Annotated in this window: 25 protein-coding genes; 13 read left to right on the forward strand and 12 right to left on the reverse strand. The window is 63.5% G+C overall.

All coding sequences use genetic code 11. The annotated features are described in order from the left end of the window. The first annotated feature begins 270 nt into the window (after positions 1 to 270). From OJB03_RS04105 to OJB03_RS04140, 8 genes are all read left to right on the forward strand, one after another. Entirely contained in the window at positions 271 to 1,203 is a 933-nt protein-coding gene (locus OJB03_RS04105; protein ID WP_263785481.1) for a sulfotransferase family protein, read from the forward strand. Continuing rightward, positions 1,193 to 2,293: a glycosyltransferase family 4 protein gene (locus OJB03_RS04110; protein ID WP_263785482.1), complete on the forward strand. Its 1,101-nt coding sequence runs from the start codon at positions 1,193 to 1,195 to the stop codon at positions 2,291 to 2,293. Before OJB03_RS04105 ends, OJB03_RS04110 begins: the two co-directional genes overlap by 11 nt. Continuing rightward, entirely contained in the window at positions 2,286 to 3,275 is a 990-nt protein-coding gene (locus OJB03_RS04115) for a sulfotransferase family protein (RefSeq protein WP_263785483.1), read from the forward strand. The genes OJB03_RS04110 and OJB03_RS04115 overlap by 8 nt, the downstream gene beginning before the upstream one ends. A gap of 1,204 nt (positions 3,276 to 4,479) precedes the next feature. After that, the gene (locus OJB03_RS04120; RefSeq protein ID WP_263785484.1) at positions 4,480 to 4,716 is read left to right on the forward strand and encodes a hypothetical protein; all 237 of its coding nucleotides are present in this window, start codon (positions 4,480 to 4,482) and stop codon (positions 4,714 to 4,716) included. 491 nt (positions 4,717 to 5,207) lie between these two features. Then, positions 5,208 to 6,281 carry a DHH family phosphoesterase gene (locus tag OJB03_RS04125; protein ID WP_263785485.1) on the forward strand — a complete coding sequence of 358 codons (1,074 nt, stop codon included), beginning with the start codon at positions 5,208 to 5,210 and terminating at the stop codon, positions 6,279 to 6,281. Positions 6,282 to 6,515: 234 nt separating this feature from the next. Continuing rightward, positions 6,516 to 7,586 (forward strand): 4-hydroxythreonine-4-phosphate dehydrogenase PdxA, encoded by a 1,071-nt coding sequence (gene pdxA, locus OJB03_RS04130; RefSeq protein ID WP_263785486.1) that lies wholly within the window; start codon positions 6,516 to 6,518, stop codon positions 7,584 to 7,586. A 152-nt stretch (positions 7,587 to 7,738) separates the two neighbouring features. Then, positions 7,739 to 8,422 (forward strand): cell division ATP-binding protein FtsE, encoded by a 684-nt coding sequence (locus OJB03_RS04135; protein WP_263785487.1) that lies wholly within the window; start codon positions 7,739 to 7,741, stop codon positions 8,420 to 8,422. A gap of 145 nt (positions 8,423 to 8,567) precedes the next feature. Next, positions 8,568 to 9,548 (forward strand): hypothetical protein, encoded by a 981-nt coding sequence (locus OJB03_RS04140; RefSeq protein ID WP_263785489.1) that lies wholly within the window; start codon positions 8,568 to 8,570, stop codon positions 9,546 to 9,548. A gap of 57 nt (positions 9,549 to 9,605) precedes the next feature. Here OJB03_RS04140 and OJB03_RS04145 read toward each other — a convergent pair whose 3' ends face one another. Next, entirely contained in the window at positions 9,606 to 10,085 is a 480-nt protein-coding gene (locus OJB03_RS04145) for a hypothetical protein (RefSeq protein ID WP_263785490.1), read from the reverse strand. A 726-nt stretch (positions 10,086 to 10,811) separates the two neighbouring features. Here OJB03_RS04145 and OJB03_RS04150 point away from each other — a divergent pair. Beyond that, the gene (locus OJB03_RS04150; RefSeq protein WP_263785491.1) at positions 10,812 to 11,183 is read left to right on the forward strand and encodes a hypothetical protein; all 372 of its coding nucleotides are present in this window, start codon (positions 10,812 to 10,814) and stop codon (positions 11,181 to 11,183) included. A 63-nt stretch (positions 11,184 to 11,246) separates the two neighbouring features. Next, a complete protein-coding gene (locus OJB03_RS04155) occupies positions 11,247 to 12,803 on the forward strand; it encodes a S8 family serine peptidase (RefSeq protein ID WP_263785492.1) in 1,557 nt (518 codons plus the stop codon). A gap of 350 nt (positions 12,804 to 13,153) precedes the next feature. Here the strand turns inward: OJB03_RS04155 and OJB03_RS04160 are convergent, their stop codons facing one another. The 6 genes from OJB03_RS04160 to yidD all read right to left on the reverse strand — a co-directional run bounded on the left by OJB03_RS04160 (position 13,154) and on the right by yidD (position 18,141). Further along, positions 13,154 to 13,672: an HhH-GDP family DNA glycosylase gene (locus tag OJB03_RS04160; RefSeq protein ID WP_263785493.1), complete on the reverse strand. Its 519-nt coding sequence runs from the start codon at positions 13,670 to 13,672 to the stop codon at positions 13,154 to 13,156. A gap of 93 nt (positions 13,673 to 13,765) precedes the next feature. Beyond that, positions 13,766 to 14,791 (reverse strand): porphobilinogen synthase, encoded by a 1,026-nt coding sequence (gene hemB, locus OJB03_RS04165; RefSeq protein WP_263785494.1) that lies wholly within the window; start codon positions 14,789 to 14,791, stop codon positions 13,766 to 13,768. A gap of 120 nt (positions 14,792 to 14,911) precedes the next feature. Then, entirely contained in the window at positions 14,912 to 16,462 is a 1,551-nt protein-coding gene (gene cysS, locus OJB03_RS04170) for a cysteine--tRNA ligase (RefSeq protein ID WP_263785496.1), read from the reverse strand. 171 nt (positions 16,463 to 16,633) lie between these two features. Further along, positions 16,634 to 16,990, reverse strand: a complete 357-nt coding sequence (locus OJB03_RS04175; protein WP_272507104.1) for a transcriptional regulator — start codon at positions 16,988 to 16,990, stop codon at positions 16,634 to 16,636. Then, a complete protein-coding gene (locus OJB03_RS04180) occupies positions 16,983 to 17,654 on the reverse strand; it encodes a hypothetical protein (protein ID WP_263785499.1) in 672 nt (223 codons plus the stop codon). Before OJB03_RS04180 ends, OJB03_RS04175 begins: the two co-directional genes overlap by 8 nt. 163 nt (positions 17,655 to 17,817) lie before the next feature. Beyond that, a complete protein-coding gene (gene yidD / locus OJB03_RS04185; RefSeq protein ID WP_263785501.1) occupies positions 17,818 to 18,141 on the reverse strand; it encodes a membrane protein insertion efficiency factor YidD in 324 nt (107 codons plus the stop codon). 84 nt (positions 18,142 to 18,225) lie between these two features. Between yidD and hisI the strand changes: the two genes are divergently transcribed. Next, positions 18,226 to 18,609, forward strand: a complete 384-nt coding sequence (gene hisI, locus OJB03_RS04190) for a phosphoribosyl-AMP cyclohydrolase (protein ID WP_263785502.1) — start codon at positions 18,226 to 18,228, stop codon at positions 18,607 to 18,609. Positions 18,610 to 18,611: 2 nt separating this feature from the next. Here hisI and OJB03_RS04195 read toward each other — a convergent pair whose 3' ends face one another. The 4 genes from OJB03_RS04195 to OJB03_RS04210 all read right to left on the reverse strand — a co-directional run bounded on the left by OJB03_RS04195 (position 18,612) and on the right by OJB03_RS04210 (position 22,293). Continuing rightward, positions 18,612 to 20,060: a sodium/proline symporter gene (locus OJB03_RS04195; RefSeq protein ID WP_263785503.1), complete on the reverse strand. Its 1,449-nt coding sequence runs from the start codon at positions 20,058 to 20,060 to the stop codon at positions 18,612 to 18,614. A gap of 6 nt (positions 20,061 to 20,066) precedes the next feature. Continuing rightward, positions 20,067 to 20,216, reverse strand: a complete 150-nt coding sequence (locus OJB03_RS04200) for a hypothetical protein (protein WP_263785504.1) — start codon at positions 20,214 to 20,216, stop codon at positions 20,067 to 20,069. A gap of 84 nt (positions 20,217 to 20,300) precedes the next feature. Continuing rightward, a complete protein-coding gene (locus OJB03_RS04205) occupies positions 20,301 to 20,894 on the reverse strand; it encodes an SAM-dependent methyltransferase (protein ID WP_263785505.1) in 594 nt (197 codons plus the stop codon). Between the two features lie 52 nt (positions 20,895 to 20,946). Continuing rightward, on the reverse strand, positions 20,947 to 22,293 hold the full coding sequence (locus tag OJB03_RS04210) for an APC family permease (RefSeq protein ID WP_263785507.1): 1,347 nt from the start codon (positions 22,291 to 22,293) through the stop codon (positions 20,947 to 20,949). 273 nt (positions 22,294 to 22,566) lie between these two features. On the opposite strand from OJB03_RS04210, the gene OJB03_RS04215 reads away from it, so the two are divergent. After that, the gene (locus OJB03_RS04215; RefSeq protein ID WP_263785508.1) at positions 22,567 to 23,061 is read left to right on the forward strand and encodes a TspO/MBR family protein; all 495 of its coding nucleotides are present in this window, start codon (positions 22,567 to 22,569) and stop codon (positions 23,059 to 23,061) included. A 20-nt stretch (positions 23,062 to 23,081) separates the two neighbouring features. Here OJB03_RS04215 and OJB03_RS04220 read toward each other — a convergent pair whose 3' ends face one another. After that, positions 23,082 to 24,611, reverse strand: coding sequence for an SDR family oxidoreductase (locus OJB03_RS04220; protein ID WP_263785509.1), 1,530 nt, complete (start codon positions 24,609 to 24,611; stop codon positions 23,082 to 23,084). A 235-nt stretch (positions 24,612 to 24,846) separates the two neighbouring features. Between OJB03_RS04220 and OJB03_RS04225 the strand changes: the two genes are divergently transcribed. Further along, a complete protein-coding gene (locus tag OJB03_RS04225; protein ID WP_263785510.1) occupies positions 24,847 to 25,050 on the forward strand; it encodes a hypothetical protein in 204 nt (67 codons plus the stop codon). Positions 25,051 to 25,298: the final 248 nt, after the last annotated feature.

Genomic DNA, 25,298 nt, shown 5'->3' on the forward strand with positions numbered 1-25,298 from the left:
AAGAAAGTCATCAATAACCGTAGTTTCGGGTCTTCTCGGTCCCAACTGCATCCTCGACGCGTCGTAGACTGACCCCAGTTGTCCAGACCTAAACTCCTTTGTCTCCAGGGCCTCTCACTCGTGCGGTTCCAGACCGACGGGGCCGTATGGGGCTGGTTTCCGACATATCCGCCTGTTCCCTGTAGGCCCTGGAAAGTGATGAAAGGGGAGTCCGTGCGCGCCGAACCACACACTCGACTCTCGCAATTCTGGGACGTATCGATGGCGGCGATGCCGAACACATTCGTCATTGGGGCGGCCAAGTCGGGCACGACCTCGCTGTACGACTACCTACGGCAGCACCCGGACGTGTTCATGAGTCCGGTGAAGGAGCCGTGCTACTTTGCGTACGCGGAGAATCCCCCCGAGATGGCCGGACCAGGGGATCGAGAGGCGAACCGCGAGTCTGGAGTCGTCTACACGATGAACGAGTATAAGTCCTTGTTTTCAGACGCGACGAGGGAGGCCATTGTGGGGGAAGCCTCGCCCGTGTACCTCTACGACCAGGATGCGCCGCGTCTCCTATACGAGCAGTGTCCGGACGCCTCGCTTATCGCGATCCTCCGCAATCCCATCGTGCGGGCCCACTCGCACTACCTCCAGTTGGTCCAGAGCGGTCGTGAGCCCCTGGAGAGCTTCGAGGCGGCCCTTGAAGCTGAGGACGAGCGGGTGGCTGCAGGATGGGAGTGGTCGTGGCACTACCGGCGCATGGGGTTCTACGGCCGGCAACTGGCGCGGTACCTGGATTACTTCGACCGTGACCAGCTGTACATTTATCGCTTCAACGAACTAACGACGAATCCCGCCGGCTTCGCCAAGACCGTGTACCGGTCGCTTGGGGTGGACCCGTCCTTCACGCCCGACACCGGGGTTCGTCGCCGCGCCACGGGGGTGCCTCAGGTTGACTGGTTGCACCGGTTTATCGGGACTCCAGATCACTTCTTGCGGCGGTGGTCCCGGCTGGTGATTCCGGAGGCCGTGCGCGAACGGATCCTCATGATGGTACGGAACGCGAACCTGCAGAAGCCGCCGTTGCCGGACGCGGCTCGGGCCCGACTGACAGATGAATACAAGGAGGACGTACACCGGCTGGAAGCACTGCTCGATCGTTCCTTTTCTGATTGGCTGACTACGGACGAACCCCGAATCGCTGATGACGGATGATGGACCGGAAAAGCCTCCTGGCGCTGATTCCGGGCGACCGCTGAAGGTACTCGGCTGGCCGGGATTTTCGAGCGAAAATGGCAATCCGTATACCCGCCTGCTTTATGAGGCGATGGAAATGAAGGGAAACGTGGAGGTGGACGGGTTTACGATGTTTGAGCCCTTCCAACGCCGCTACGATGTCTGGCACGTCCACTGGCCGGAGGACTTTTTGAGCTACCGATCACCAGTGGCGGCCTACTTCTACGTCGCGGCTGAGCTGTTCCTCTTTGCCTGGGCGCGGCTCTCGGGGACCCGGCTCGTGTGGACGGTCCACGATCTGGGGCCGCACGAGTCGTATCATCCTCAACTGGAGCGGCTTTTCTGGCCGCTCTTTCTTCCGATGGTGGATGGAATCATCAGCCTCAGTGAGACAGCCCGAGAGGAGGCTTACGACCGCTTCCCTGTGTTGCGGTCGGTCCCAAGCGCGATTGTGCCACACGGCCACTATCGCACGGCCTATCCGGAATCCGTTTCGAAAGGGGAGTCTCGGCGCCAGTCTGGCCTTGACCCGGAGGCCCCGGTGATGCTGTTCGTGGGGCGCATCCGGCCGTACAAGAACGTCGTGCCCCTCGTCCAAACCTTTCGGCAGTGGGAGAAGCCAGAGGCGCGTCTCGTCGTGGCCGGGAATCCCGTCTCCGACGATCTGGGTGGGCGCGTCCAGGCGACGGCCGAGGGGGACGCCCGTGTCCGCACGGCCCTCCGGTTCATTGAAGAAGACGAGATGCCGGCCCTCATCGCAGGCGCCGATCTCGTCGTGCTCCCCTACGAGTCCATCATGCACTCGGGCTCGGCGCTGCTTGCCTTGTCGTACGACCGACCAATCCTTGTGCCAGACCGCGGTGCCATGACGGAACTCCAAGGGCGAGTGGGGCGGGACTGGGTCCGTACCTACACGGGCGAGCTCACCCCGTCGGTGCTGGCTGATGGTATGGAGTGGGCGCGGACGACCGACCGGGCGGCACAAGCGCCCGTGGACGACCTCGACTGGCCCCGACTGGCTCGTCAGACCGTCGCGCTCTACCGTCGTGTTCTTGAAGCCCATGACTAAGTCGCGCGTCCCTCGGCATCCGGTATTCGTGGTCGGCATGCCGCGCTCGGGCACCACGCTACTCAGCAGCCTGCTCGACGCACATCCCGACCTCGTGATCGCCCCGGAGACGCACTACTTTACGCGGTGCTGGCCCGGAGGGACGATTGATAGCTGGGCCGACGTTGAGCAGATGTTGGCTCGGCTTGATCAGCAGCCCGGCGTGCACGACATGGCACTTTCCGATGCGGAGTGGGATGCTATTCGCGATCAGCTCCGTGTCCTCGAGGTCCCTACTCACGGGGATATTCTCCGTGTCCTGATTGAGACGTACGCTGCGCGCTCAGGGGTCCCGGCGTGGGGGGAGAAGACCCCGGATCATCTTCGGAAAGTCCCTGAAATGGCGCGCCAATTCCCCAACGCTGTCTTCTTGGCCATCATTCGCGATCCGCGAGACGTGGTGCTCTCACTGCAGAATCTACCGTGGAGCCGACGCAGGACGCCGGAGCAGGCGTGGACGTGGCGCACCTACGCGGCCCTCGTGGACCGCTATCGGACCAACTACAAGAGACGATTCTTCGCGCTTCGGTACGAAGACCTGATCGAGACGCCTAAGGCGTGCCTCCAAGATGTGTGTGCTTTCTTGGAAACCCCGTTCTACGAGGCGATGCTCCAACCCCGACAGCGAGAGGACCAGCACTTTGATGCTGATCGAGAGCCTTGGAAACGAAAAAGTGCCCGCGAGATCGATGCCTCCAACCGAGAAAAATGGCGCGCGCAGATGCCGGAAGCGGAGCGGGTGGTCGTAGACGTTATTACGGGACGGTGGCTCTCCGCTTACGAATACCCCCGCCCCAGCATCAGGTGGCGGCCCGCCCTGATTGGACGAATCTTGCAGCGCCTCGGCACGGCGACGCTCCAGAGGGCACGTCGCACCCTCCGCAAGATCCGCTCGGGCCGGGCGTTTAGCAACGACGCAGCGCCGCGGTGGACGGAGGAGTAGACAGGACAATCACACACAGGAGCGTCATTACCGGTCTCCTGCCTTCTGAAGAGCGCCTTTGTCTTGGCTATGCTTGAGCAGGCCTCAGAATGCTGTAGGCAAGTTTTCGTCTACTCTCTTTGGAGCGAAGACCAACTGAGGCTGGGGAAGGGTCTACATTGGAGACGCAAAATTACGAGGGAAGCGTTTCGCTCTTGTCCCCCGTGGCATGGCTCACCTCAGAGGCGTGGTGGGGGCAGTTCCTCCAGTGCTCCCTCGAATCTCCACGGTCATTCCTCAGTGCATCCGGAATGCCGTTCTATCCGCTGCGGGACGACATCACCAATCACTGTCGTCGAGTCCCTCCGTGCCGCTTTTTGCGGTGAAGCTTATGGTCCGAAATGGGATGGGAGGACCGATCCATAAAGAGGTGAGCGAGTCGGGATGGCTGGAAAAGTGGTGCAAAAGCCCACGCCGGTAGACGGTGCGGCAGTACTCCCGTCCGCTGTGGTGTCCACGGCAACCTCGGGCGCAGACTGCCCTCCACAATCGTCTTCGTCTGATGGATGTTCTTCGAGCGCCATTTTTCTGTTGACCCGGCGGGTGCGGCACAGCCTGTGCATCCTCTTCGTGCCCGTCTTGGTGATGTGGCATCCATCATGCCTGGCCTCCCTGTCGCCTCGCACACGTCGATTATCCAGAAAAATGGGTCTACCGGATTAGGGGGCTTCGACGATGATCGGTCCTTTCTCACTGCACTGGAGGTTGCCGCCCTCGTCGTTCCCGTCTTGAGCAACGCGTTCATCGTTCTCACGCGCTGGGCGATGGAGTGGTACTCGTGGGGGCCAAACCACGGTCTGTCCTGTCGGCTTCTGCAAAGCTACCTGTACTGGCCGTACGAGCACTTTCTGACGCGAAACAGCGCGGAACTCGGAAAGAACCTCCTCAAAGAAGTCAGAGAGGTTACTGACCAGATGCTAAGCCACCTCTCCGCAGGGCGGCGAAGGGCATCATGGCGCTCTTCATCGTGGGCTTTCTGCGTTTTCGTCCGAGGGCAATTGGACGTGCGTGGCGAGGCTCAGGTAGAGGCCAATACGAAACGGTATTATGGGGGAGGCTTTCGGTAGAATTAAGGAGGTGAAGATTCAGGAGAAAGAAGACGAGTTTCTGGACCTGTACCCTGATCCGTCCAAGCGATACACCCGGAATCAGGTGCTGTAATCGGGTGATCAAAAAGGTACCACGGCGTGTGATTGAGGGGGGCTCCGACGGCATCATTCTGATTGCGATCTACCTCGTTGCGATTCGGGAGTACATTCAGCAGGCGGTGCCGATGATAGACTGTACGCATTACATTGAGGACCGCCTCATACCCGCCTTGCAGCAGGCCGTCCACGGACTGGCCAGCGCTCACTTCAACGTTTCGGCCCTAGACAAACTGCACCGGGAACTCCAAGACTAGATGGAGTCCGATTTGCGAGTCCGGTCCGAATGGGCTGGGAAGGCAGCGACTCCTCGCTCGTTTTGGATCAACGTTTTGAACTGCATTTACCCATACTACCTATCCGGACGCCCAGCAACTGGCCATCACGGATTTGTCGCTCATCATTCCTCCCCGGACGGTTGAGGCGAGAACCTACAACGAACTCATTGAAGAGCACCCCCAATTCTGGTCCATGTCTCTCTCGTAGGCCAACCGCCCAGCGGCTGCCCGTTCAGGCATTTCTCCTGTGGTCCAATGAGACCGGTCATCCGTGCCTCAACGCTGCATGGCGAGAGGGGCGGATATGCCTGTTGGGACGAAAAGGCCCTCATCTGAATGAGGCGTGCCCGTGGCCCCTCCAGTGGATGTAGAGAAGCGCATACACGAATGGCCCGAACCCTTCGTGGGAGCCCTTCGTTGGTTATAAGCTGTTCACGCCATCTCACCCATGGGAGCCCTGGAGGCGCCGCATGCTCGACGACGTACTTGCGCTGATCCGAGAGCACGATCGGTTTTTCATCACGACTCACCTCGGCCCGGACGGAGACGCCGTCGGGTCGCAGTTGGCCCTCGGGCGCTTTCTGGAGAAAATGGGGAAGTCCGTCGCGATGGTGAACGCCGACGAGGTAGACTACAACCTCGACTGGATGCCCGGCGCGGGGGACATCGCCGTCTTCGATGGATCGCTGGGGCAGCATGAGGCACTGGCGGAAGCAGGGGTGGCCTTCGTGCTCGACACCAACGACGAGGAGCGGATCGGCAAGGTGGGCTCCCTCGTGCGGGACGCCACCGCGACGACGGTCCTCGTTGACCACCACCTGGAGCCGGAGCACTGGTTCGACGTTTCGTTTGTTCGCGAGGAGGCCGCCGCCACCGGCGAGCTGGTCTACGAGATCATTGACGGTCTCGCCCCGGATCTGATCGATGAGGGAATCGCCACGGCCCTCTACACGGCCATCATGACGGACACCGGCTCCTTCCGCTACAGCAGCGTAACGCCGGAGCTGCACCGGAGCGTGGCGGACATCCTGGAGCGGGGGGGCATCGGGCCCGCGCCGATCCACGAAACCATCTACGACCGAAAATCGATGCCCGGACTCCGTCTGCTCGGGCGCATGCTGAACCGCATCCGCCTCCGTTACAACGGGCAGCTCGGCTACTCGGTGGTCACGCAGCGAATGGTCGAAGACACGGGGGCGAGCTGGGACGACAAGCAGGGCTTCGTCAATTACGTCCTGTCGATTGAAGGGGTGAAAACTGCGCTGCTCTTCTCGGAAACGGACGACGGGTCCAAAATCAGCTTTCGGTCGGAGGCAGACGTGCGTGTCGACCAGTGGGCGCGTCACTTCGGCGGCGGTGGTCACCGCAACGCGGCCGGGGCGTACGTCAAGCGCCCGACCTTCAAGAAAACCATTGAGGCGGTCATCGACGCGGCGTCGGACTACATTGCCTTCGACGCACGTCATGATCCAGACGACGACTTATCTCCCGAAGATCAGTCCTATCTGGAAACCCTCCTGGATGGAACCTCCGACTCGCCGTGATGCGTCGGGGGCAGTTGGCACTTTGAATCGTACGGGAGCACCCTTCTCCGGCGGTTGACGTTGACCGCGGATGACGGTTAACGTATCGATGGCGGCCACCGTGAAGCGGGGCTCATGCCTGCACATGACCCATCGCCCCGTCGCTTGCGCGCGAGAGACGGACCCGCAGGCCCGTCCGCCCTTGGCCGCCGCCACTGTGTTCAACGTGTCCTTTCGAACCGACTCCACCCCCTGATGCACATTCAGCGCCCCACCTTCCAACGCCCCGAACCGCCGGCGCCGAACGGTGCCCCCACGCGTCTCGCCATCACCCTGGGCGACCCGAACGGAATTGGGCCCGAGGTGGTGCTGAAGAGCCTGCACGACCCCAGCCTAATGCCGTCGATGACTCCGGTCCTGATTGGGTCGGCGCATGTGCTCCGGGTGCACGCCGACGTGCTGGGCTTCTCGGACCTCGACATCCACGTCGTGGACGAGGTGCCGGAGGAGGTGCCGCACGGGGACGTAGCCGTGCTCGACGTGGCCGAGGACCCGGAGCCCCCCGTCATGTTTGGCTCTACCACGGCGGAGGGGGGGCGCCTGGCGATGCGCGCGGTGGAGCGGGCCGTGGAGGCGTGCAAGGCGGGCACTGTTGACGCGATGGTCACCGCGCCCATTTCGAAGGACGCGGTGCGGCAGGCCGGGTACGACGTGCCGGGCCACACTGAATTTCTGGCGGAGAAGACGAACAGCCCGCAGCCGACGATGATGATGGTGGCCGGGGGACTGCGGGTTGGGCTCGTGACGGGGCACATTGCGCTGTCGAGGGTCCCCGCGGCCGTTACCGAAGAGGCCATCCTCGAAAAGCTGCGTGTCATCGACGCGTCCCTGCGCGACGACTTTGCAATCGAACAGCCCAAGATTGCAGTCTTCGGGATGAACCCCCACGCGGGGGAGGCCGGCGCCTTCGGTCGAAAAGAAGAGGAGGTCATCACCCCGGCCCTGCAGGCCGCGCGCCAGGAGGGATTTCGGGTGGACGGGCCCATCGCGGCGGACGGGTTCTTTGGGACTCAACTCGACGCCGGCTACGACGCGGCGCTGGCAATGTACCACGACCAGGGGCTCGTGCCCTTCAAGGCCCTCGCGTTCGATCACGGCGTCAACTACACGGCGGGACTGCCCATCGTGCGGACCTCGCCGGACCACGGGACGGCCTTCGGCATCGCGGGCAAGGGAATGGCCCTGCCGGGCAGCATGCGAAACTCCATGGAGTTGGCCGTAGCCGTTGCCCGCCACCGCCACCAGCAGGCCACGCCCGCGACGTAATCCCCCAATCCTGTTGGGCGTCCCTTGCGGTCGTGCGTCCGGTCTGCTGGCCTCTGAAGGCGCCTCTGCCTCAAAGGAGAAGATGGGGGTTGACCCTTCCCGCCTGGACCCCGATCCTATAGGCTGCTCTGCTCGGCCTGACCTCTCTGTTCGTGATCGACTTCCGCGACGTTTCCATCTCGTTCCCCCTCCCGAGCGGTGACCAGCGTTCGGTCCTGGACGACGTCTCCTTCCACATCGACCAGTCGCAGAAGACCTATCTGGTGGGCCCCACGGGCAGCGGCAAGAGCACAATCCTGCGCCTGCTCTACATGGACCTACGCCCCGACTCGGGGGTGGTCCAAATTGGCGACTACCGATCCGACCAGGTTGAACGAGAGGACATTCCGCACCTCCGTCGCTCGATCGGGGTGGTTTTCCAGGACTTCCAGCTCCTCCCGGACCGTACGGCGTACGAGAATGTCGCCTTCGCCCTCCACGCCACCGGCACGTCCGCTCAAAAGGTGCAAAGCCGGGTGACGAAGGTCCTGGGCCGGGTGGGCCTGAGCCACAAGCACCGGAGCTACCCCCACGAGCTGTCGGGGGGGGAGCAGCAACGCGTCGTCATCGCGCGAGCGATCGCCAATGACCCGTGGGTTCTCCTGGCCGACGAGCCCACGGGGAACCTGGACCCGTCCGTGGCCGATGAGATCCACGAGTTGTTGCTGGACCTGCACAAGCAGGGGATGACGCTCTTCGTGGCCACCCACGACCACCGGCTCGTGAAATCGTATTCGGCGCGAACCCTCGCGATGATGAACCGGCAAGTGGTGGAGATTGACCCGGAGACGCTCTAGCCCGTCCCAGGTCCCCCGTTGCGCGGTAGAACGCCGCACGTGTCACAGCATTGAAATACTCGTGTGCGCTGGCCCTCCGTTCCGGTGCGTGAATGGGGCCCAATTCAACGTCCGCCCTCACGGTGTTCTCTGCGTTCCCATGCCCATGAGTGCCGTCTCTGCACTTCTTCGCTTCAACAGCCGTGTCTTTGATGTCTTCGAGGAGTGGTGGGAGGGCCAAGGGGCCCGCCGCATGGTGGCGGGGGTGCTCGTCGGGGGCTTTGTGGTCTCCCTCGTGGCAATTGAACTCAGCCGGATGGGTTGGTTGCCCGAAGCGGTGGGGAGTTCGGTGTCCACAAATCACTTCAGGGCCATCGACGTTGCGTTCACCCTTTTCCTCGTGGTGGAGCTCGTCGGGCTCGTTGTTGGCCTCGCCACGAGCGTGGCCGATACGGCGGGGAAGCAGTTTGAGGTGTTCTCGCTCATCCTGCTCCGACGCTCCTTCAAGGAGCTCGTGAAATTCGAGGAAGAGCCCATCCGGTGGAGCATGGAGGCAGGGCGGGAGGCGGTGCAGTACCTCGTGGTGGATGCCACGGCGGCCCTGCTCATCTTCGTCATCCTCGGCGTCTTCTACAAGGTGCAGGTGCACCAGCCGATCACCGAGTCGGAAGGGGAAGAGCAGTTCTTCGTCCGACAGAAGAAGCTGGTGGCGAATGGGCTGCTCCTCATCTTGTCCGGCCTCTCCGTGTACGCCGTGGCGGCACCGCTCTTCGGAGGAGAGGCCATTCCCTTCTTCAACACGTTCTACACGGTACTCATCTTCAGCGACATCCTCATTGTCCTGATGTCGCTGCGGCACAGCGTGACGTACCACGTGGTGTTTCGCAATTCCGGGTTCGCCGCGGCGACGGTCATGATTCGTCTCGCCCTGTCGGGGCCCCGCTACCTGGGGGCAGCACTGGGCGTAGGCGCGGCCCTCTTCAATCTGGGGGTTGCCGCGGCGTACTACTATGTGACACCGGCGGCGCAGGCCTCGACAGAACGCAACCGGGAGCAGAAAGCCTTCGATGACGCCTCGGCGACGGAGCCGGCCGATACAGGAGAGCGGTCCGCGGCGGCCGACCCCCAATCCACACCGGGCGTGTAAGGCGTCATGCCATTCTCGGAGGGGGGAATCCCCGACCGCACAGGTTCCCGGCGACCGTCAGTTTGTATTCAGAAGCCACCGACGAAGTCCCTCGGGGCCGACCCGGTCGTACATGGTTTGAATCCGGGCCACGCCATCGTCTGTAATTTTTGGGCGGATGATCTTCTCAATCATCGCCGCCAGCGCGGGCGGCAGGTCCTGTTCCACCTCGACCTCCAGGGTCCGCTCCCCCCGGTTCAAATTGCGGAAGGCAAGCGGGCCCGCGGCCGCCCTGGCGATCTCAGGAGACAAATAATCCGTCAGAATCTCTTCCACCACTGCCGCTGGAGAGCGAGCGCTCTCGTCTCGTGCCGTCCCCAGCACCGCCTCCAGTTTCGATCGGACCTCGTCGGACAGCCGCAGGTCCTGGAGCCCTCTCATTTCCAGGTGGCTGTGAAGGCGTTGCGCCAGCCGTTCCGCCTCCTTTTCGTTCGGGATGTACGTTAATGTCCAACCGCGCAGCCATTCCTGCGCGGTCGAAGTACTGGGGGGCTCCATATCGGTACGTGTTTGGCTGATCGAAGAAGACGCGGCCCGCTTCTGAGTGCACCCTTGCTGGTCTAATCTCCTCTTCACGACGGAGAATCTATGGGCAAGGTGTTCAACGCTCGAGTTTCATGGAGATCGGTACCGAACACCTCGACCCCGTCTCCAAAACGGGTGTGGAACAGCGACAAAGATTATTCCATGCGGAACGGGACGCATCGGCGAGATCGCCCGCGGCCATTTCCTTCCGGGGCAGGAGTGCAACAGTCGCCGTGAACATAGAGAAACGCACCCGGGTGGGGGAACGCAATCTCCAGGCGATACGGGCAGAGAGGTCGGTAGTGTTAATAAAACATGAACTAAGTATAATAGATCGTAGAATTATTGCGAGGAGTGTTCCCGCCGCGTATAATTAACGTCCACACGTTGCTGCTGAGCAACGGCTCTCATTACGGTGATCTGGTAAAAACGACGCGTTCTGGGAGAGAGACTCCGAGGGAGATGCAGCGCACGTCGAGAATGGATGCGGACGGTGTCTTTCCCCGTCTTGGGGCATGTGCTGTGCAACATGGCTCGTCGCAGAGGCCGTGTGGTGCGTTTACTTACACTGCAGGAACGCTGCGTCCTTGAGAGCTACCCTGGGGTTCCTGCTCTCCAGTTCCTGTTCCTTGCCCTGGGTCAGTCGTCCGCGTCCCCATACCATTCCGCAATGCTGGCGAGACAAATGCAGACTCGATTATGCCCGACACCGTGGTTGCCCAGGTCATTCTCCGTTCCCCTGACGGCTCCTCTCTACTGGACCCGGACGAGCCCATTACGTCGGAAAATGTGGACGCCCATGGGATCGGGAAGGACGTAATTGAGAGAGCCGAAAAGACCCTCCGGGACCTCGGGTTTGAGGTTCTCCAGTCCAGTGAGGTGAGCCTCTCGGTGTCGGGTGACAAAGAACGGTTTGAAGACGTATTTGACACCACGCTGAAGGTGCGCTCTAAGGGCCCCGGTACGGGCGCAGATGCGGCGTATGAGGCGACAGAGCCGGTTCAAATCCCGGAAGCGCTTTCGTCGATTGTGGATGAGGTCGCGTTTCCGGTGCCTCCTGAGTTTCACTAGCTGTTTCATCGCAGTCTCAGCACCTACCCTGAATGATCTTTTTCATCACAGACCCGAAAAACCATGTCTGACGCGCAAGAAGGCCAGGAAATCGTCACCATCATCTCAACCAAATCCAAGGGGGGACTTTCCCTTTTTGAAACTGAAGAGCCCATCACAGGGACAAATGTAGACGCGTACAACTCAGACCCGGATGTTACGGACGAGGCCGAGCGTGAGCTCCGAGAACTGGGATTTCGCATTTTGGACGTGAATCCAGCAACCATCTCGGTCGGGGGGTCGGCCGAGCAGTTCCAAGACGTGTTTGGCGTGGCCCTCGAGGGCCGAAAGAAAGAAGTGTTTGACGGAGAAGAAGCGGAGTACTTCGATGTCGAGGAGGACGGCGAAGAAATGGCCGGGGCGCTGGGAGACTGGGCGGAAGGCGTCACCCCGGTCGTTCCCCCCGAGTTTCACACGGAGAGCCCAATTTCCCCCATTGCGGAGCCGCACTCGGACGCGTATCACTACTTCACGGTGCCCGACGAGGTCGCTACGATCCTCCGCGCCACCCGGGTGCACCGCAATGGAATTACCGGGTCGAATGTGAAAGTGGCCATGCCGGACACGGGGTTCTACGAGCACGAATTTTACGAGCGGCGAGGCTACCGCACACGCTCGACGATTCTTGGGCCCGGCGCCAGCAATCCGTCCCAGGACAACTACGGGCATGGCACCGGAGAGGCGGCTAATATTTTTGCGGCTGCTCCAGACGCCCAGTTGATCCCGGTAAAAATGGGAAACGACGCGGTTGGGGCGTTCAACAAGGCCCGCAATCAAAATCCAGACATCATCACGAACAGCTGGGGCTGGTCTGTCGACCGGCCGGGCACGTCCTGGAGAGACATCCGCAACCGAAGCCGCTCCCTGTACAACACGCTCAAGGCGATGGAGGCCGCGATCGCCAACGCCGTAAACAACGGCATTGTCGTGTGCTTCTCGGCGGGGAATGGAGCAGGCGGGTACGGGTTTCCGGCGAGCCACCCCGACGTCATCGCCGTAGGGGGGGTCCACGTGAACTACCCGGACCTGGACCTTGAGGCCTCCAGCTACGCGGCCAGCTTCGACAGCAGCCTGTATTCGGGGCGACAGGTCCCGGACCTCTGCGGGATGGTCGGCGACGACACATCGTCTCTTCCCGCGCCGCTCCTGATGCTTCCCGTGCCGCCCGGAAGCCGGCTTGATACCTCATCGACCGGGGCCGCAGACGACAGCTGGGGCCTCTTCAGTGGAACGTCCGCCGCGGCTCCGCAGGTGGCGGGGGTTGTGGCCCTGATGCTGGAGAAGAACAACTCCCTCAGCCCCTCCGACGTGAAGAAGAAACTCGTCAATCAGGCCGCCAAGGACGTAACCAAAGGCCAGAGTGCAATGGGCGACTCGGCGGGACCGGGAGATGACGCGGCAACCGGGGCGGGAATGGTGGACGCAAAGTGGGCCTGGGTCGTGTCCATGGGCGATACGATGGCCCGCTTCTTCGAGGCGACCCCGGAGAGACGAGAGCAGCTCATCAACGAAGAGGCCGTCCCGGAGATTGACGGGGAGTTTGTGGAGGACATGATGCAGACGCTTCGTTCGCGATCATAGCGGTCCGCCGCTAATCGACGTCGACGCTGCCGGGCGCGGAGGTCACTTCTAGGCCTCCGCTGCTCGCAGTGCGTCTGTAGTGCCCGAGAGGGGGCCCGTGCCGCGCAGGGGACAGCCAGCCGACGAAGCCGAAGACCGGCGTTCGTCCGTTGGCTGTATTTCCTGCACGTGCAAGGGCCCCCTCTGGCATGTCAGGTGCCGTTTCTCATGCCCGTGACCTCGTGTCCGTATTCACCATCGGCGTCTCGACGTGCCAAAGACGAGAAAGGATTCGCGGCCGAGAGGGCATCGGGAAAAGCGATTCCCACGTGCCCGCATGCGCCTGGTGAATCCGGCCCGACTGCCTCTTCCTACGCCTCCTCCGAGAAGTCGCGGTACCCGAAGTAGTGAAGGACGTACTTGATCTTCGACGCCTTCGCCGGGCCGAAGCCGGGCAGGTCCTGCAGCCGCTTCTCGATCGTGTCCAGGTCGGCGCCGTCGTTCCACAGGTTCGCCGCGGTGCCGTCGTACTCGTCCGCGATGTGGCCGGCCACCTTCTGGGTATTTTCCGCCATCTTGTTGACGAAACGATGGACGGCGGGAGACTCGGAAAAGTGCTCCTGGAACGGCTCGAAGTCCATCTCGGCGATCTTCGCCATGTCGAGGTGGCCGAGGCGGTCCTTGAGGCGGAGCGGTCCGGTAAAGGCCGACTCGGCGCGGACGCGCTGGTCGTAGAGTAGACCGAGGAGGGCCGCGTTCGGGTCGTCGCGCAGGCGGTCGTCGTCCTCAATTTCGCCGGTGAGGGTGCCCTCCTCCTTGAACCGGTCCATCATGCGGACCAGGCCGCCAGAGAGGTGGCTGTAGTCGATGTGGGTAATCTCAACTGCCATTTTCAACGTATGGGTGTCGAGGATAGGGGGATGAGAGTGCAGGTTGAACGTACACAAGGGGGCGACGAATTCGAAGGGCCCCCTTGAAATTCGTTATTGCGCCAGCCAGCGAGCAGCGTCTTCCGCGAAGTAGGTAAGAATGACGTCGGCCCCGGCGCGGCGGATGCCGGTGAGGGCCTCTAGGGCACAGGCCTTCTCGTCGAGCCAGCCGTTCTGGGCAGCGGCCTTGATCATGGCGTACTCGCCGCTCACGTTGTAGGCGGCCACGGGCACGTCGCTGTGCTGCTGCACGCGGTGGATGACGTCGAGGTAGGGAAGCGCCGGCTTCACCATCACCATGTCGGCCCCTTCGTCGAGGTCGAGCAGGAGCTCGCGGACGGCCTCCTCGCCGTTGGCCGGGTCCATCTGGTAGGTGTCCTTGTCCTTGGGAATGTCCTTGGTGGGGGCCTCCGCCTTGTCCTCAGGCGCCGAGTCAAGGGCGTCGCGGAACGGACCGTAGTAGTTCGACGAGTACTTGGCGGTGTAGGACAAAATCGCGGCGTCGGTGTGGCCGGCATCGTCGAGGGCAGTGCGGATGGCGCCCACACGCCCGTCCATCATGTCGGAGGGGGCGATGATGTCGGCCCCGGCCTCGGCGTGGAGCACCGCCATCTCGCGCATCACGTCGATCGTAGCGTCGTTCTGGATCTCGCCGTCGCGCACGATTCCGTCGTGCCCGTCGCTGTTGTACGGATCGAGGGCCGTGTCGGTGATCACCATCAGGTCCGGCACGGCGTCCTTGAGGGCCCGGATCGCGTTTGGGTAGAGGTGGTCGGGGTTGAGGGCGTGCTCCGCGTCCGGTGTTTTCAACTGGTCGGGGATGGCCGGGAACAGGGCGATCGCTGGAATGCCGAGGTCGTGCAGCGTCTCTGCGTGGTCGACGAGCCGGTCGATCGTGTGTCGGTACGTGTCCGGCATCGACGGGACCTCTTCCCGCTCGCCTTCCCCGGCCATCACGAACTGAGGGGCAATGAGGTGGTCGGTCGACAACCGCGTCTCCCGCGCCATGCGGCGGATGTTGCGAGTTTTGCGCAGTCGGCGGGGGCGGGTGGGAAAGTTGTAGTCGGTAGAGGAAGCCATAGACGCCTCAATCGATGGGTTGACAATTGGAAAAGTTGATGCGGGATGCGCCGGATGGGCATGTCCCCACGGGAGGATACGCCCACGAACTCCTGTCAAGCGTCACGAGGCACGGACCATTCACCCCAACTGCCCCCGCCGTTCCCATTCGGTGCCGTCGGGCGTGTCCATGACCTCGATGCCCAGCGCTTCCAGCGTGTCGCGGATGGCATCGGCGCGGGCGTATTCCCCGTCGGCCCGTGCGGCCTCCCGGTCCTCCAGAAGCGTATTGATGGAGTCGGAGAGGTGATCGAGGGCTAGGCCGTTCTCGGAGCCCTTGTCGGTGTGCTGCTCTGCCTCGTGGTCGGGCTCGACGATGCCGAGAAGGGCATTTGTGCGGTCGAGCCAACTGCGCGCACTCCGGGCTGTCGCCCCGCTCAGGCGGTCCGTCTGCTCGATGGCCTTGACGCCGTCCAGGGCAGCGGCCGTGGCGGCGGGGGTGTTGAGGTCGTCGCACATGGCCTCAAGGGTGCGGCCGTAAACGGACCCGAGTCGGCTGCCCAGTTCGTCGGGGCCGTCGGCATCCGCCTCCAGTGCCTCGTCGACGCGCTCCGCCGCGTCTTGATACCGGCGGACGTGACGGGCCGCAGTGTGGAGGGTATCGAGCGTGAAGTTGAACGGCTTGCGGTACTGGCCCTGCATCAGGGCGTAGCGGAGGGCCAATGGGTCGACGCCTCCCTGTTCCCGAACCGAGTCCGGAACGTGGTCGTCGTCCGGGCCGGGGTGGATGAGGTCGCGGACGGTGTAAAAATTGCCCTTCGACTTCGACATCTTCTCGCCCTCCACCTGCAAGAAGCGGGTGTGCACCCAGTAGTTGACGACCTGGTGCCCGGCGAGGGACTGGTTCTGGGCGATCTCGCACTCGTGATGCGGAAAGATGAGGTCTTCGCCGCCGGTGTGGAGATCGAAGCGGTCGCCGAGGTACTGCATGCCCATTACCGAGCACTCGATGTGCCAGCCGGGATAGCCCCAGCCCCAGGGGCTATGCCAGTGCATGAGGTGCTGCGGATCGTGCTTCCACAGGGCAAAGTCGCGCGGGTCCTGCTTCCCGGGGTCCTCCACCACATCGCGCTCGGTGGCCTCCAGTTGTTGCGCCTCCGTGTTGCCGCTGAGGTGACCGTAGTCCTCGACGCTCTCGACGGAAAAGTAGACGCCCTGATCGGTCGTGTAGGCATGCTCCTTCTCGACGAGCTCAATGACCGCCTCCAGCTGATCCGTGACGTGCTCGGTGGCACGGGGCCGCACCTCCGGCTCGCGCAGGTTCAGTGCCCCCCAGTCCTCCAGGAACGCCTCCGTGTAATGGCGGGCGAGGTCGTAGATGTTGGCAAAGCGTTCGCCCTCCCGCTCCAGGGCTCGTTGCATCTTGTCCTCGCCCCCGGGGTCCACCAGGTCGTCCTGCGTGAGATGGCCGACGTCCGTGATGTTGCTCACGTTGGTCACGTCCCAGCCAATGGCCTCGGCGGTGCGTCGGATGAGGTCGGCCGTCAGGAACGACCGGAAGTTGCCGATGTGGGCGTACATGTACACCGTGGGCCCGCAGCTGTAGAAGCGGAGGTGCTCCTCTTCGATCGGCTCGACCGGTTCGGTCTCGTGCGTAAGCGTGTTGTAAAGACGGAGCGTGGGCGACGACATGTGCGAGTGTCCGGGCGGCAACCTGGGGAAAATCAGCGACAAAGCACACCGTAGCGCTGTACCCTGTGCACCACAGATTGTGCCGTGACTTCCGCGTGGATCAGGGACAGGAGCCGGGCGTGGGGAATTGAGAAAGTGGAAACTGAGAAGCGGGGAACTGAACGGGGCCGATCAGTCCGATGAATCCATGTCGTCGGCCTCCCACCGATTGGCCTCGTCGCGGAGCGCCTGCAGGTCGTCCCAGTAGCGGGCGATCGTACGACGTCCCTCCTCGCTCAACGACACGGTAGTGACCGGTGTCTTGTCCTCGAACGACTTGTCCACGTCCACCAGCCCCGCCTCTTTGAGCCGCGACAGGTGGCTCGAGAGGTTGCCCCGCGTGAGGCCTGTCAGGCGCCGCAGGAACGTGAAATCGGCCTGTCCGCACGACGAGAGGGCCGTCAGGATCGACAGCCGTGCGGGCTCATGGATCAGCTTATCCAGTTCGGCGAGACGCTCAAAAGGCACGTCAGAATCTGGGTCACTCACCGGCGCTCACCTCCGGATCGTCCATCGGGCCGAGGGTGCTGACGAGGAGGCGATGGTTGTAGAGTCCAACGCCGAGAGTGACGGCCCCGAGGAGCCCGTAGTTCACGGCTTGCACCAAGACCAGATTGGTCGTGATCAAAGGGAGGAGGGGTACCAAGAAGAGGAGAACGCCCGTTGTCGCGTACGTCCACCGGAGCCGGGGGAGTGGAGCCGGCAGGCTCGCAACAATTAGCAACCACCCCGAGAAGAACACGAGGAAATGATTATCGTCGAGGGGGGTGTGCAGCGGAATGTAAAATGTGACGAGGGCAATCCAGCAGAGAACCCCCGTCAAGAGGGGAATAAAAGTCCACGACGAAAACACATCCGAGGTCAAAGGGGTCCCGTACCCTCCCTCCCAGACCTGCCCGCACGCGCTCTCGTAGCGTCGGTGCATGTACCACGCCCACGGGGACGCGAGAATGAGGAGCGCCCATGTCCCGAGGGGCGCCCCGTGAATCAGCATCTGGGGGCGCACCAGCACGCCTCCGAGCACGCCGAGAAGAAGTAGTCCCCCTACGGGCGCGTAGCAGAGCCCCTTCAAATGATGGTAGAACTGGGTGAAGAACTGGACCTGGGCTGGAGAGCGCGGCGGGTCCGACACATGTGTTTCTGCGGAAGGCATCGGTCGAAAGAGGGTCCGTTGAGGAGGCCGACCTGTTTGTGTTGCAAACTGTCGCCCAATTGGAATGCGTCCAGGTGAGTCGGTGTTTCAGGGAAACCTGTTTGCGCTACAAACTCAGCGCGGTCACCGGAGGGGCTTTGCCCACCTGAAGATGCAAGCGGCTTCACCGACGTTCTTCTGCGGCCTGTGCTCGGCCGTCTGCCGCCGGGGGCTCCTTCCCGAACCACCGCGGGGGGTCGTAGCCGTGCCCGCCCCACGGATGACAGCGGAACAGACGGTGGACCGTGAGCAAAAAGCCCTTGACTGCGCCGTACTCCCGAAACGCCTGAATCGCGTAGGTCGAGCACGTTGGGTGAAAGCGGCAGGTGCGCCCCAGGTGTGGGGAGAGCACAAGCTGGTACAGGCGCACGAGCCCGATCAGGAGTAGGCGCGGAAGACGGGCCAAGAGGGAAAGGGCACGGCGCATCAAAGGAGGAAAGTTGTTCATGCCGCTGATAAAACAGCAGGCCTGCAGACAGGTTCGAAGTGCCAACTTCGCGTTGCCCTCTCCTCAAATCTGCCGTTCCCCCCAATGGACGACCCGCTTCTCGACGCTGTCGACTTCACCGACGACGGCCTGATCCCCGCCATCGTGCAGGACGCCGAGACCGACCAGGTGCTCATGATGGCGTACATGACGGCCGAGACCCTTCAGGAGACCCTCGACTCGGGCCGGATGGTGTACTGGAGCCGCTCGCGACAAGAGCGATGGGTGAAGGGTCAAACGAGTGGCCACACCCAGACGGTCGAAGAGGTCCGGCTTGACTGCGACGGCGATACACTGCTCTGCAGGGTGCACCAGGAGGGCGGGGCCTGTCACACCGGCTTCCATTCGTGTTTCCACCGCCGGGCCGACGAAGACGAGTGGGCGGTCGACGGCGAGAAGGTGTTCGATCCGGACGCGGTGTACGAATAGACCTACGGGGACGAAGCCGCGGGGGACGAAGCCGCGGGGGACGGGCGGGAGGTGGCGTAGCTCGTGCCCAGAAACGCCGTCAGGGTGATGGGCCACACTAGGATGGGAAATGTGGCGGGCGAGAGGTACAGGTTGCCGACGGCGCTCACCAGGCCCGCGGCCACAGCCGCAAACACGCCGGCCCCCGTCGTGCGGGGCCACAGGACCAGGAAGGCGAGGGGCAGCCCCAGTGTCGCCCCGAGCCCCACGAAGGCAAACTCGATAATGTCGAAGATCGTCCCGGGCCGCCAGTAGGCCAGGGCGACCCCGAGCAGGGCCATCACGCCCACGATCCCACGCCCGAGGCGGATCATGCGGGCCGGACGGACACGGTCGGCGAACTGCGTTTTGTAAAGGCGCGTTAGGTCCGCCGAGGTGACGAGCATCATCGAGTCGGAGGTGGACAGGACGGCCCCGATGATGCCGGCCAGCAGCAGGCCCGCGAACCAGTCGGGAAAGAGTTGAACCATCATTTCCATCGCCGCCGCCTCGGGATTGTCGATTGAGCCGTAGAGCACTCGGCCCGCCATCCCGATGAAGAGCGGAACCGTGAGGCGAAGGGCCTGAAAGGCCAGCGCGATGACCGACGCCCGGCTCAGCAGGCGTTCGGACCGGATGGCCTGGAACCGCATAAGCCCGTGCGGCTGGCCGAGGGCCCCCAGCGCGAATGCCAGCCAGGAGCCAATCGAGAGTGCGAGGGCCGTGCCGGTCTGTCCCGCCGTCATCGACAGGAGCGTCGGGTCCGTGGCCGTCACCTCCGCCACGAACGCGCCCCAGCCGCCAATTTCCGCGATGGCGACGATCGGAAGCGCGAGGGCCGCCAAAATTACGAGCAGCCCCTGCACAAAGTCGGTCCAGACCGACGCGTCGAAGCCGCCGAGCGTCGTGTAGAGGGCGACGGCCAAGCCGCCCGCCCCCACCGACACCGCGTAGTTGAGGCCGAGACCCGTCTCCATGGCCTCCCCCACCGCGATGATCTGTGCACCGATGTACGACGCCATGAATACCACCACCGCGAGTGTGGCCGTCCACCGGATCCACGCGCCCCAAGGGGAGTCCCGAAAGACGAGTGCCAGGTGGTCGACCACCGTCTGGCTGTCAAGCACCTCCGATTGCCGCCGAAAGGTCGGGGCCACGTAGCGGTACAGGAAGAGAACGACCCCGAGCATCGCCATCGAGAACCAGAGCCCGTGGAGGCCCGTCGTGAACCCGACCCCGACCCACGCGAAAAACGTCCAGCCGCTCGCCACCGAGGCCACTTCCGAGAAGGCCAGGGGCCAGGTGCCCACGTCGCGGCCCGCGAGCATGTAGTCGGTGAGGCGTTGGGTGTCGGTGCGGAGGAAGAAGTAGACCCCGATCCCCACAAGGACGAGGAGGTAGAGCCCGAATGTCAGTGAGAGACCGATCGACATGGGGGGTCAGGAGTCTGAGGGGCGATGACCAAGAACCGTCACGTGCCCATCAGCCCCCCTCGCATCGATGCGGTACAGGACGTAGGCGAGAAGGGGAAGGCTCCCAACGACCGCGAGGGCCGCGGCCGTTCCCAGTGGAAGGCCGAACAGGGTCATACGATGAGCTGTCTTCAAGGGCGTGGGCGGGAGTGGCCGTGCAGTGTCCGGAGGAAACTACTCTTGCAGGTCCTCGGGGATCTCCTACGGGATGGTCCAGCGGTACACGGTATCGCCCTCCAGGTCGACTGTCCGGTCCGGAGCCCACCGGCCCATGTCAAAGTCGTGGGACACCACCGGCGTGCCGGGGGAGAGCTGGTCAAAAAGGATGGGGCGGAGCTTCTGGTTGACCGAGGGGAGCAGATACAGCGTCACCACCGTTGCCTCGCTGATATCGGCCGCGAACAGGTCCCCCTGCTGGAATTCAACGAGGTCGGCCACGCCGGCCTCCTCGGCGTTTTTGCGGGCCTCCTCGACGAGGTCGGGGTCGATTTCAATGCCGACCCCCCGCGCTCCGTACTTCCGCGCCGCGCGGATTACGATGCGTCCGTCTCCACTTCCGAGGTCGTAGATGACATCCGTCTCGTCCACGTCGGCCAGCTCCAGCATGCGGTCGACGACCGGCTCGGGCGTCGGCACGTAGGGCACGTCCGACTCCTGCTCGAGCGGCATCTTGATGCCCGGAATCGTCGTGTCCTCAGTGGTGTCCGTTTGCTGGGCGTATCCGGACCGAATGCCGCCGCCCAGCAGCAGGCCGAGGGCGAGCAAGGTGAGCGAAAGGGATTGTAGGCGAGACATGGGGCGTGGGAGTGTGGGATCGAAAACGAACGAGGGCAAGAATTGAGGGGGGTCAAGAAGAGGCGTCGAGAGAGCGGGTCGTCCGCAGGGCCAGCAGTGGAACCCCGGTCACCAGCACGCCGACGCCCAGCAGGGCCCCCATGCCGGCGTAGGCCACGCTGGACCAGAACATGTACAGGCAGGCCGCGCAGAAGAGTAGCGGAACCGCGGGGTACAACGGAACCCGGAAGGGACGTTTCCTCCCGGGCTCTGTTCGGCGGAGAACAAAGAGCGCCGCGCCGGCCAGCCCAAAGAACAGCCAGAACACCGGCGCCGTGTAGTCCACCATCGCCTCAAAGCCCTGCCGAGTCCAGGCGCCCACGCCCACCAGCCCAAGCGCAATGGCCCCCTGGACGAGGAGGGCATTGGCGGGGGTTTCGGCATCCTCGTCCCAGCGGCCCAGGAAGCGGAAAAAGCGAACGTCCTGGCCGAGTGCGAAACTGGTTCGGGCCCCGGTGAAGATGGTCGCATTCGTGGAGCTGAGGGCCGCGGCCACCACCAGCAGGCTAATAACCTTTGCCCCCGGAGGACCAAAGGCCGCGCGCATCAGGTCCGCTGCGATGACCTCCGAGCCTGCCATGCCGGCGAGCCCGAGCCCCTGCAGGTAGGCCCAGTTCACCAGCAGGTAGAGCCCGGCGATCAGGCCGAGGCTTGCGAACAGCCCCCGCGTCATGTTGCGTCGGAGGTCACGGACCTCGGCGGAGAGGTAGGCCGCCTCGTTCCACCCTCCGTACGTCAAGAGCACAAAGACCATGGCCATCCCGAAGCTTCCGGCTCCGTCCCCCGAGGATCCGGGATCCGCGGCCTGAGCGGCCGACTCGGGCACGAGGAAAAGGCCCGCCCCGATGATAACGAACAGACCAATGACCGTCGCGATGGTGAGGCCGCGCTGCACGTGTTTTCCCTGCCGCACCCCAAGCGCGTTGAGCAGGGTGAGCCCGGCGACGGCCAGCGCGGCGTAGATGGATGGCGAGTACTGCGCGGCGATCGGCCACAGCTCCGTGGCGTAGTCGCCAAACACAAACGCCAGCAGGGCGATGGAGCCGGTCTGGATTACCACCAGGCGGGCCCAGGCAAACAGGAACGCCAGCCAGTCCCCGAAGGCGCGCTGGAAATAAAAGTAGTCCCCGCCCGCATGGGGGTACGCCGTGGTCAGCTCGGCGTAACAGAGCGCCCCCACGATCGACACGCCGCCGCCTAGCGCCCAGGCAAGCAGCATGGACCAGCTGCTGCCGGTATTCCCGGCCACGAGAGCGGGGGTCTCGAAGACGCTGGCCCCAATCACCACCCCGACGGTCAGGGCCACGACGTCAACAGTCGAAAGGCTGGCGGCCAGCCGCGTCTGGGAGGAGTCGTCCATGTGGCAGGTGAAGGCCCGAGCGGGGATCGAGAACGCCGACATGCCTCCGGAGACTCCCGTCGAACGATCGGTGGGGATCGGTGGAAAATGGGGCACCGAAGCCCTGAGGCGTTCGGAGGCAAAATCTGCGGCCTCTACGGACGCGGCCGAGGGACGTTCGCCATGAGGTGCGTCCCGGTCTGTACGCCTCCAAACGAGCAGGCGGCGGTGAAAAAGTCCGACGGGACTTTTATCTTACCTGTCCGCAGTCTCTTGTCTCTACCCAGCCGAGCAATGTTTAACGACTGGCGCCACGTACTCTCGCTCTCGGGAAAGGCCCTCGGGGCCATTCTATTCTGCGAGGCCGTGGGGCTCGTGGCCGCGTGGGTCACTCAGACCTCCGTCACCACCTGGTACCCGACCCTCGCCAAGCCGAGCTTCACCCCGCCCAACTGGGTATTTGCCCCGGCGTGGACGACGCTGTACGCCCTCATGGGCGTCGCCGCGTTCCTGGTGTGGCGCTGCGGTCCGGATCGGACCCGGGTACGAACGGCCCTCGTGGCGTTCGGCCTTCAGCTTGCCGCCAACGCGGGATGGTCGTTTGCCTTCTTCGGGGCCCGGTCGCCCGCCCTTGGGCTCGTCGTGATTGTGGGCCTGTGGGGACTGCTGGCCTGGACGATGGACCGCTTCTTCCGCGTTCGACCCGTGGCGGGGTGGCTTCTCGTGCCGTATCTCGCGTGGGTCACGTACGCCCTTGCGCTCAACGCAGCCATCTGGAGCATGAACTGACAAGATCGCGGCGGTGGCGTCTACACGGAGGTGGGCACGCTTCTCGCCGGCGAGGCCTGCGGAGAATCGTCCCCGTCGGCGGTGCGGTCCTCGGCCCAGTCGGCCAGGGCGCGGAGCTGTCCGGCAAACAAGGGACCGTGTACCCACCGGGCCAGGGACCAGTACAGCGTCCCGCTCAGCCCCTTGGGTTCGAAGAAGAGGGTCTGCGTGATGCGGCTGCGACTGTCGGTGTCCTCGTGGGGGGAGACCTTGAACTGCAGCCAAGCGCGGCCCGGAAGCCGCATCTCCGCCCGCAGGCGGAGCAGCTGGTTTTCTTCGCGGGTCTCCACCCGCCAAAAGTCGACCGTGTCGCCGACGCGAAGGGCATCAGGGTCTCGCCGTCCGTAGCGGAAGCCCACCCCACCGACGAGCTGGTCGATCCAGCCGCGCAGGCGCCACAGGGCGTTCCCGTAAAGCCATCCGGTGTCGCCCCCCAGCTGTTCGATCGTGTCAAAGACGAGGGCGGGAGAGGCGTCCACGTCCATGGCGCGCTCCTCGCGGTACAGGCCCTCACTAACTTCCAGTCGCGTCGACGGGGCCTTGTCGGGCACCGAAGAGACGGCGCTGTTCCAGACGGTCGGGATGGTCCCGCTCTCCGCCCGCCGCAGAGCGAGTCGCAGTGCTGCCTCGAACGAGATGGGCTCGATGTCCGGGAAGAGGGAGCGGGCCTTTTCGGGGTCTTCTACGACCACCTCGTTGTCGAGACCCTCGATGAGCGGACGGGCAATGCGATTCGAGACCGGGGTGACGAACCCAATCCAGTGCGAAGAGAGCCGAGGGGTCAAGAATGGCACGTTGACCACCCACCGGTTGAGGCCGCGCACGTCGGCGTAGATCTTGAACATCTCGGCGTAGGTGAACACGTCGGAGCCCCCAATCTCGACGATCTCCCCGGCGCTGTCTGGCCGCTGAAGGGCCGCCACCAGGTACTGCAGCACGTTCCGGACGGCGATTGGCTGGGTTGGGGTGTGCACCCACCGTGGGCAGATCATGAGGGGCACCCGTTCGGTCAGGTACCGCACCAGCTCGAACGACAGGCTTCCCGACCCGACAATCTGGGCAGCCCGAAACTCCGTGACGGGCACCGTGCCGTCCCGCAGCACCTTGCCCGTCTCGATGCGGCTCTGGAGGTGCTTCGACTGTCGCTCTCCCTTCGGCCGCATGCCGCCGAGGTAGACGATCCGCTGCACGCCGGCCTCCTCAGCGGCCTGGCGGATATTGGTGGCGGCCCGCCGGTCCCGGTCCTCGAACGCATCCTCCCCGGCCCCGAGCGAGTGGATGAGGTAGTAGACGGCGTCCACATCCTCCATGGCGGGGGGCACAGTGTCGGCCTCCAGGGCGTCGCCCACCGCCACCTCCACGTCGTCACTCCAAGGCTGGGCCTGAAGTCGCTCGGCGCTTCGCACGAAGCACCGCACCGAGTATCCTTCACGAAGGAGGCAAGGAACGAGGCGGCCGCCTACGTAGCCGGTGGCGCCGGTAACAAGTATGGTCGAAGAGGAGGGGGACATGGAAGAGACAGGGTATGGTGTCCGTAGAGTGACTCCGTATACGCACCAAAAGGAAAATAGATTGCTAGCACGCGCGAGGCGGGGGTGCCGCAGCGGGGTTCCCATTACGAGAATGTTTCACCTCAGAGCGGAAACCAGAGGCCCCTTGTGGACTTCCATGTGGATGAACCTCGAATAGGGGCGAGCCCTGAGGTCAGTTTCTTCCACACATCCCAAAACGAACCAGCACGCAGTTATGGCTGAAGTAGATGATACCAAAACATGGCCGGAACTTGCTATCGGCCTGTACGACAAGCTCACCGGCCGCGGCGCCCAAATCACCTACGAGTTTGAGGACTTTGATCTTCAGGTGCCCAGCAAGGTCGGGGGGGACGCCCGGCACGCTCATTGGAATATGGACGGGACCATAAAGATTCGGACGAAAGACAACGAATCATAAACCAGTCCCGAGCGCGTTCTCACTTCCATGTCGGCGCGACGGGGGCGTGCATGCGCCTCTGTTAACGTCACTGGCCCCCGTCGGTGTCGACCTTTGTACGTCAGAGCTTCTGCACCCCTGCGTGTATTCTGAAGGGTACGACCACGCCGAACGCCCAGCAGGGCTTGCCTGCCCGGATGCGTACCGGCTGTGGTGTCCTCACTACGAGAAGCTCCCTCAACTTTTCACCTCCAGCCTGTGTCTCGTCC

This window comes from Salinibacter grassmerensis (assembly GCF_947077765.1).
Classification (GTDB): Bacteria; Bacteroidota; Rhodothermia; order Rhodothermales; family Salinibacteraceae; genus Salinibacter; species Salinibacter grassmerensis.

Excerpts from the sequence above, each read along its gene's own strand:
- OJB03_RS04105 (WP_263785481.1), top strand. The coding sequence starts at position 271 with ATGCCGAACACATTCGTCATTGGGGCGGCCAAGTCGGGCACGACCTCG.
- OJB03_RS04110 (WP_263785482.1), top strand. The coding sequence starts at position 1,193 with ATGACGGATGATGGACCGGAAAAGCCTCCTGGCGCTGATTCCGGGCGA.
- OJB03_RS04115 (WP_263785483.1), top strand. The coding sequence starts at position 2,286 with ATGACTAAGTCGCGCGTCCCTCGGCATCCGGTATTCGTGGTCGGCATG.
- OJB03_RS04125 (WP_263785485.1), top strand. The coding sequence starts at position 5,208 with ATGCTCGACGACGTACTTGCGCTGATCCGAGAGCACGATCGGTTTTTC.
- pdxA (WP_263785486.1), top strand. The coding sequence starts at position 6,516 with ATGCACATTCAGCGCCCCACCTTCCAACGCCCCGAACCGCCGGCGCCG.
- OJB03_RS04140 (WP_263785489.1), top strand. The coding sequence starts at position 8,568 with ATGAGTGCCGTCTCTGCACTTCTTCGCTTCAACAGCCGTGTCTTTGAT.
- OJB03_RS04145 (WP_263785490.1), bottom strand. The coding sequence starts at position 10,085 with ATGGAGCCCCCCAGTACTTCGACCGCGCAGGAATGGCTGCGCGGTTGG.
- OJB03_RS04150 (WP_263785491.1), top strand. The coding sequence starts at position 10,812 with ATGCCCGACACCGTGGTTGCCCAGGTCATTCTCCGTTCCCCTGACGGC.
- OJB03_RS04155 (WP_263785492.1), top strand. The coding sequence starts at position 11,247 with ATGTCTGACGCGCAAGAAGGCCAGGAAATCGTCACCATCATCTCAACC.
- OJB03_RS04160 (WP_263785493.1), bottom strand. The coding sequence starts at position 13,672 with ATGGCAGTTGAGATTACCCACATCGACTACAGCCACCTCTCTGGCGGC.
- hemB (WP_263785494.1), bottom strand. The coding sequence starts at position 14,791 with ATGGCTTCCTCTACCGACTACAACTTTCCCACCCGCCCCCGCCGACTG.
- cysS (WP_263785496.1), bottom strand. The coding sequence starts at position 16,462 with ATGTCGTCGCCCACGCTCCGTCTTTACAACACGCTTACGCACGAGACC.
- OJB03_RS04180 (WP_263785499.1), bottom strand. The coding sequence starts at position 17,654 with ATGCCTTCCGCAGAAACACATGTGTCGGACCCGCCGCGCTCTCCAGCC.
- yidD (WP_263785501.1), bottom strand. The coding sequence starts at position 18,141 with ATGAACAACTTTCCTCCTTTGATGCGCCGTGCCCTTTCCCTCTTGGCC.
- hisI (WP_263785502.1), top strand. The coding sequence starts at position 18,226 with ATGGACGACCCGCTTCTCGACGCTGTCGACTTCACCGACGACGGCCTG.
- OJB03_RS04195 (WP_263785503.1), bottom strand. The coding sequence starts at position 20,060 with ATGTCGATCGGTCTCTCACTGACATTCGGGCTCTACCTCCTCGTCCTT.
- OJB03_RS04200 (WP_263785504.1), bottom strand. The coding sequence starts at position 20,216 with ATGACCCTGTTCGGCCTTCCACTGGGAACGGCCGCGGCCCTCGCGGTC.
- OJB03_RS04205 (WP_263785505.1), bottom strand. The coding sequence starts at position 20,894 with ATGTCTCGCCTACAATCCCTTTCGCTCACCTTGCTCGCCCTCGGCCTG.
- OJB03_RS04210 (WP_263785507.1), bottom strand. The coding sequence starts at position 22,293 with ATGGACGACTCCTCCCAGACGCGGCTGGCCGCCAGCCTTTCGACTGTT.
- OJB03_RS04215 (WP_263785508.1), top strand. The coding sequence starts at position 22,567 with ATGTTTAACGACTGGCGCCACGTACTCTCGCTCTCGGGAAAGGCCCTC.
- OJB03_RS04220 (WP_263785509.1), bottom strand. The coding sequence starts at position 24,611 with ATGTCCCCCTCCTCTTCGACCATACTTGTTACCGGCGCCACCGGCTAC.
- OJB03_RS04225 (WP_263785510.1), top strand. The coding sequence starts at position 24,847 with ATGGCTGAAGTAGATGATACCAAAACATGGCCGGAACTTGCTATCGGC.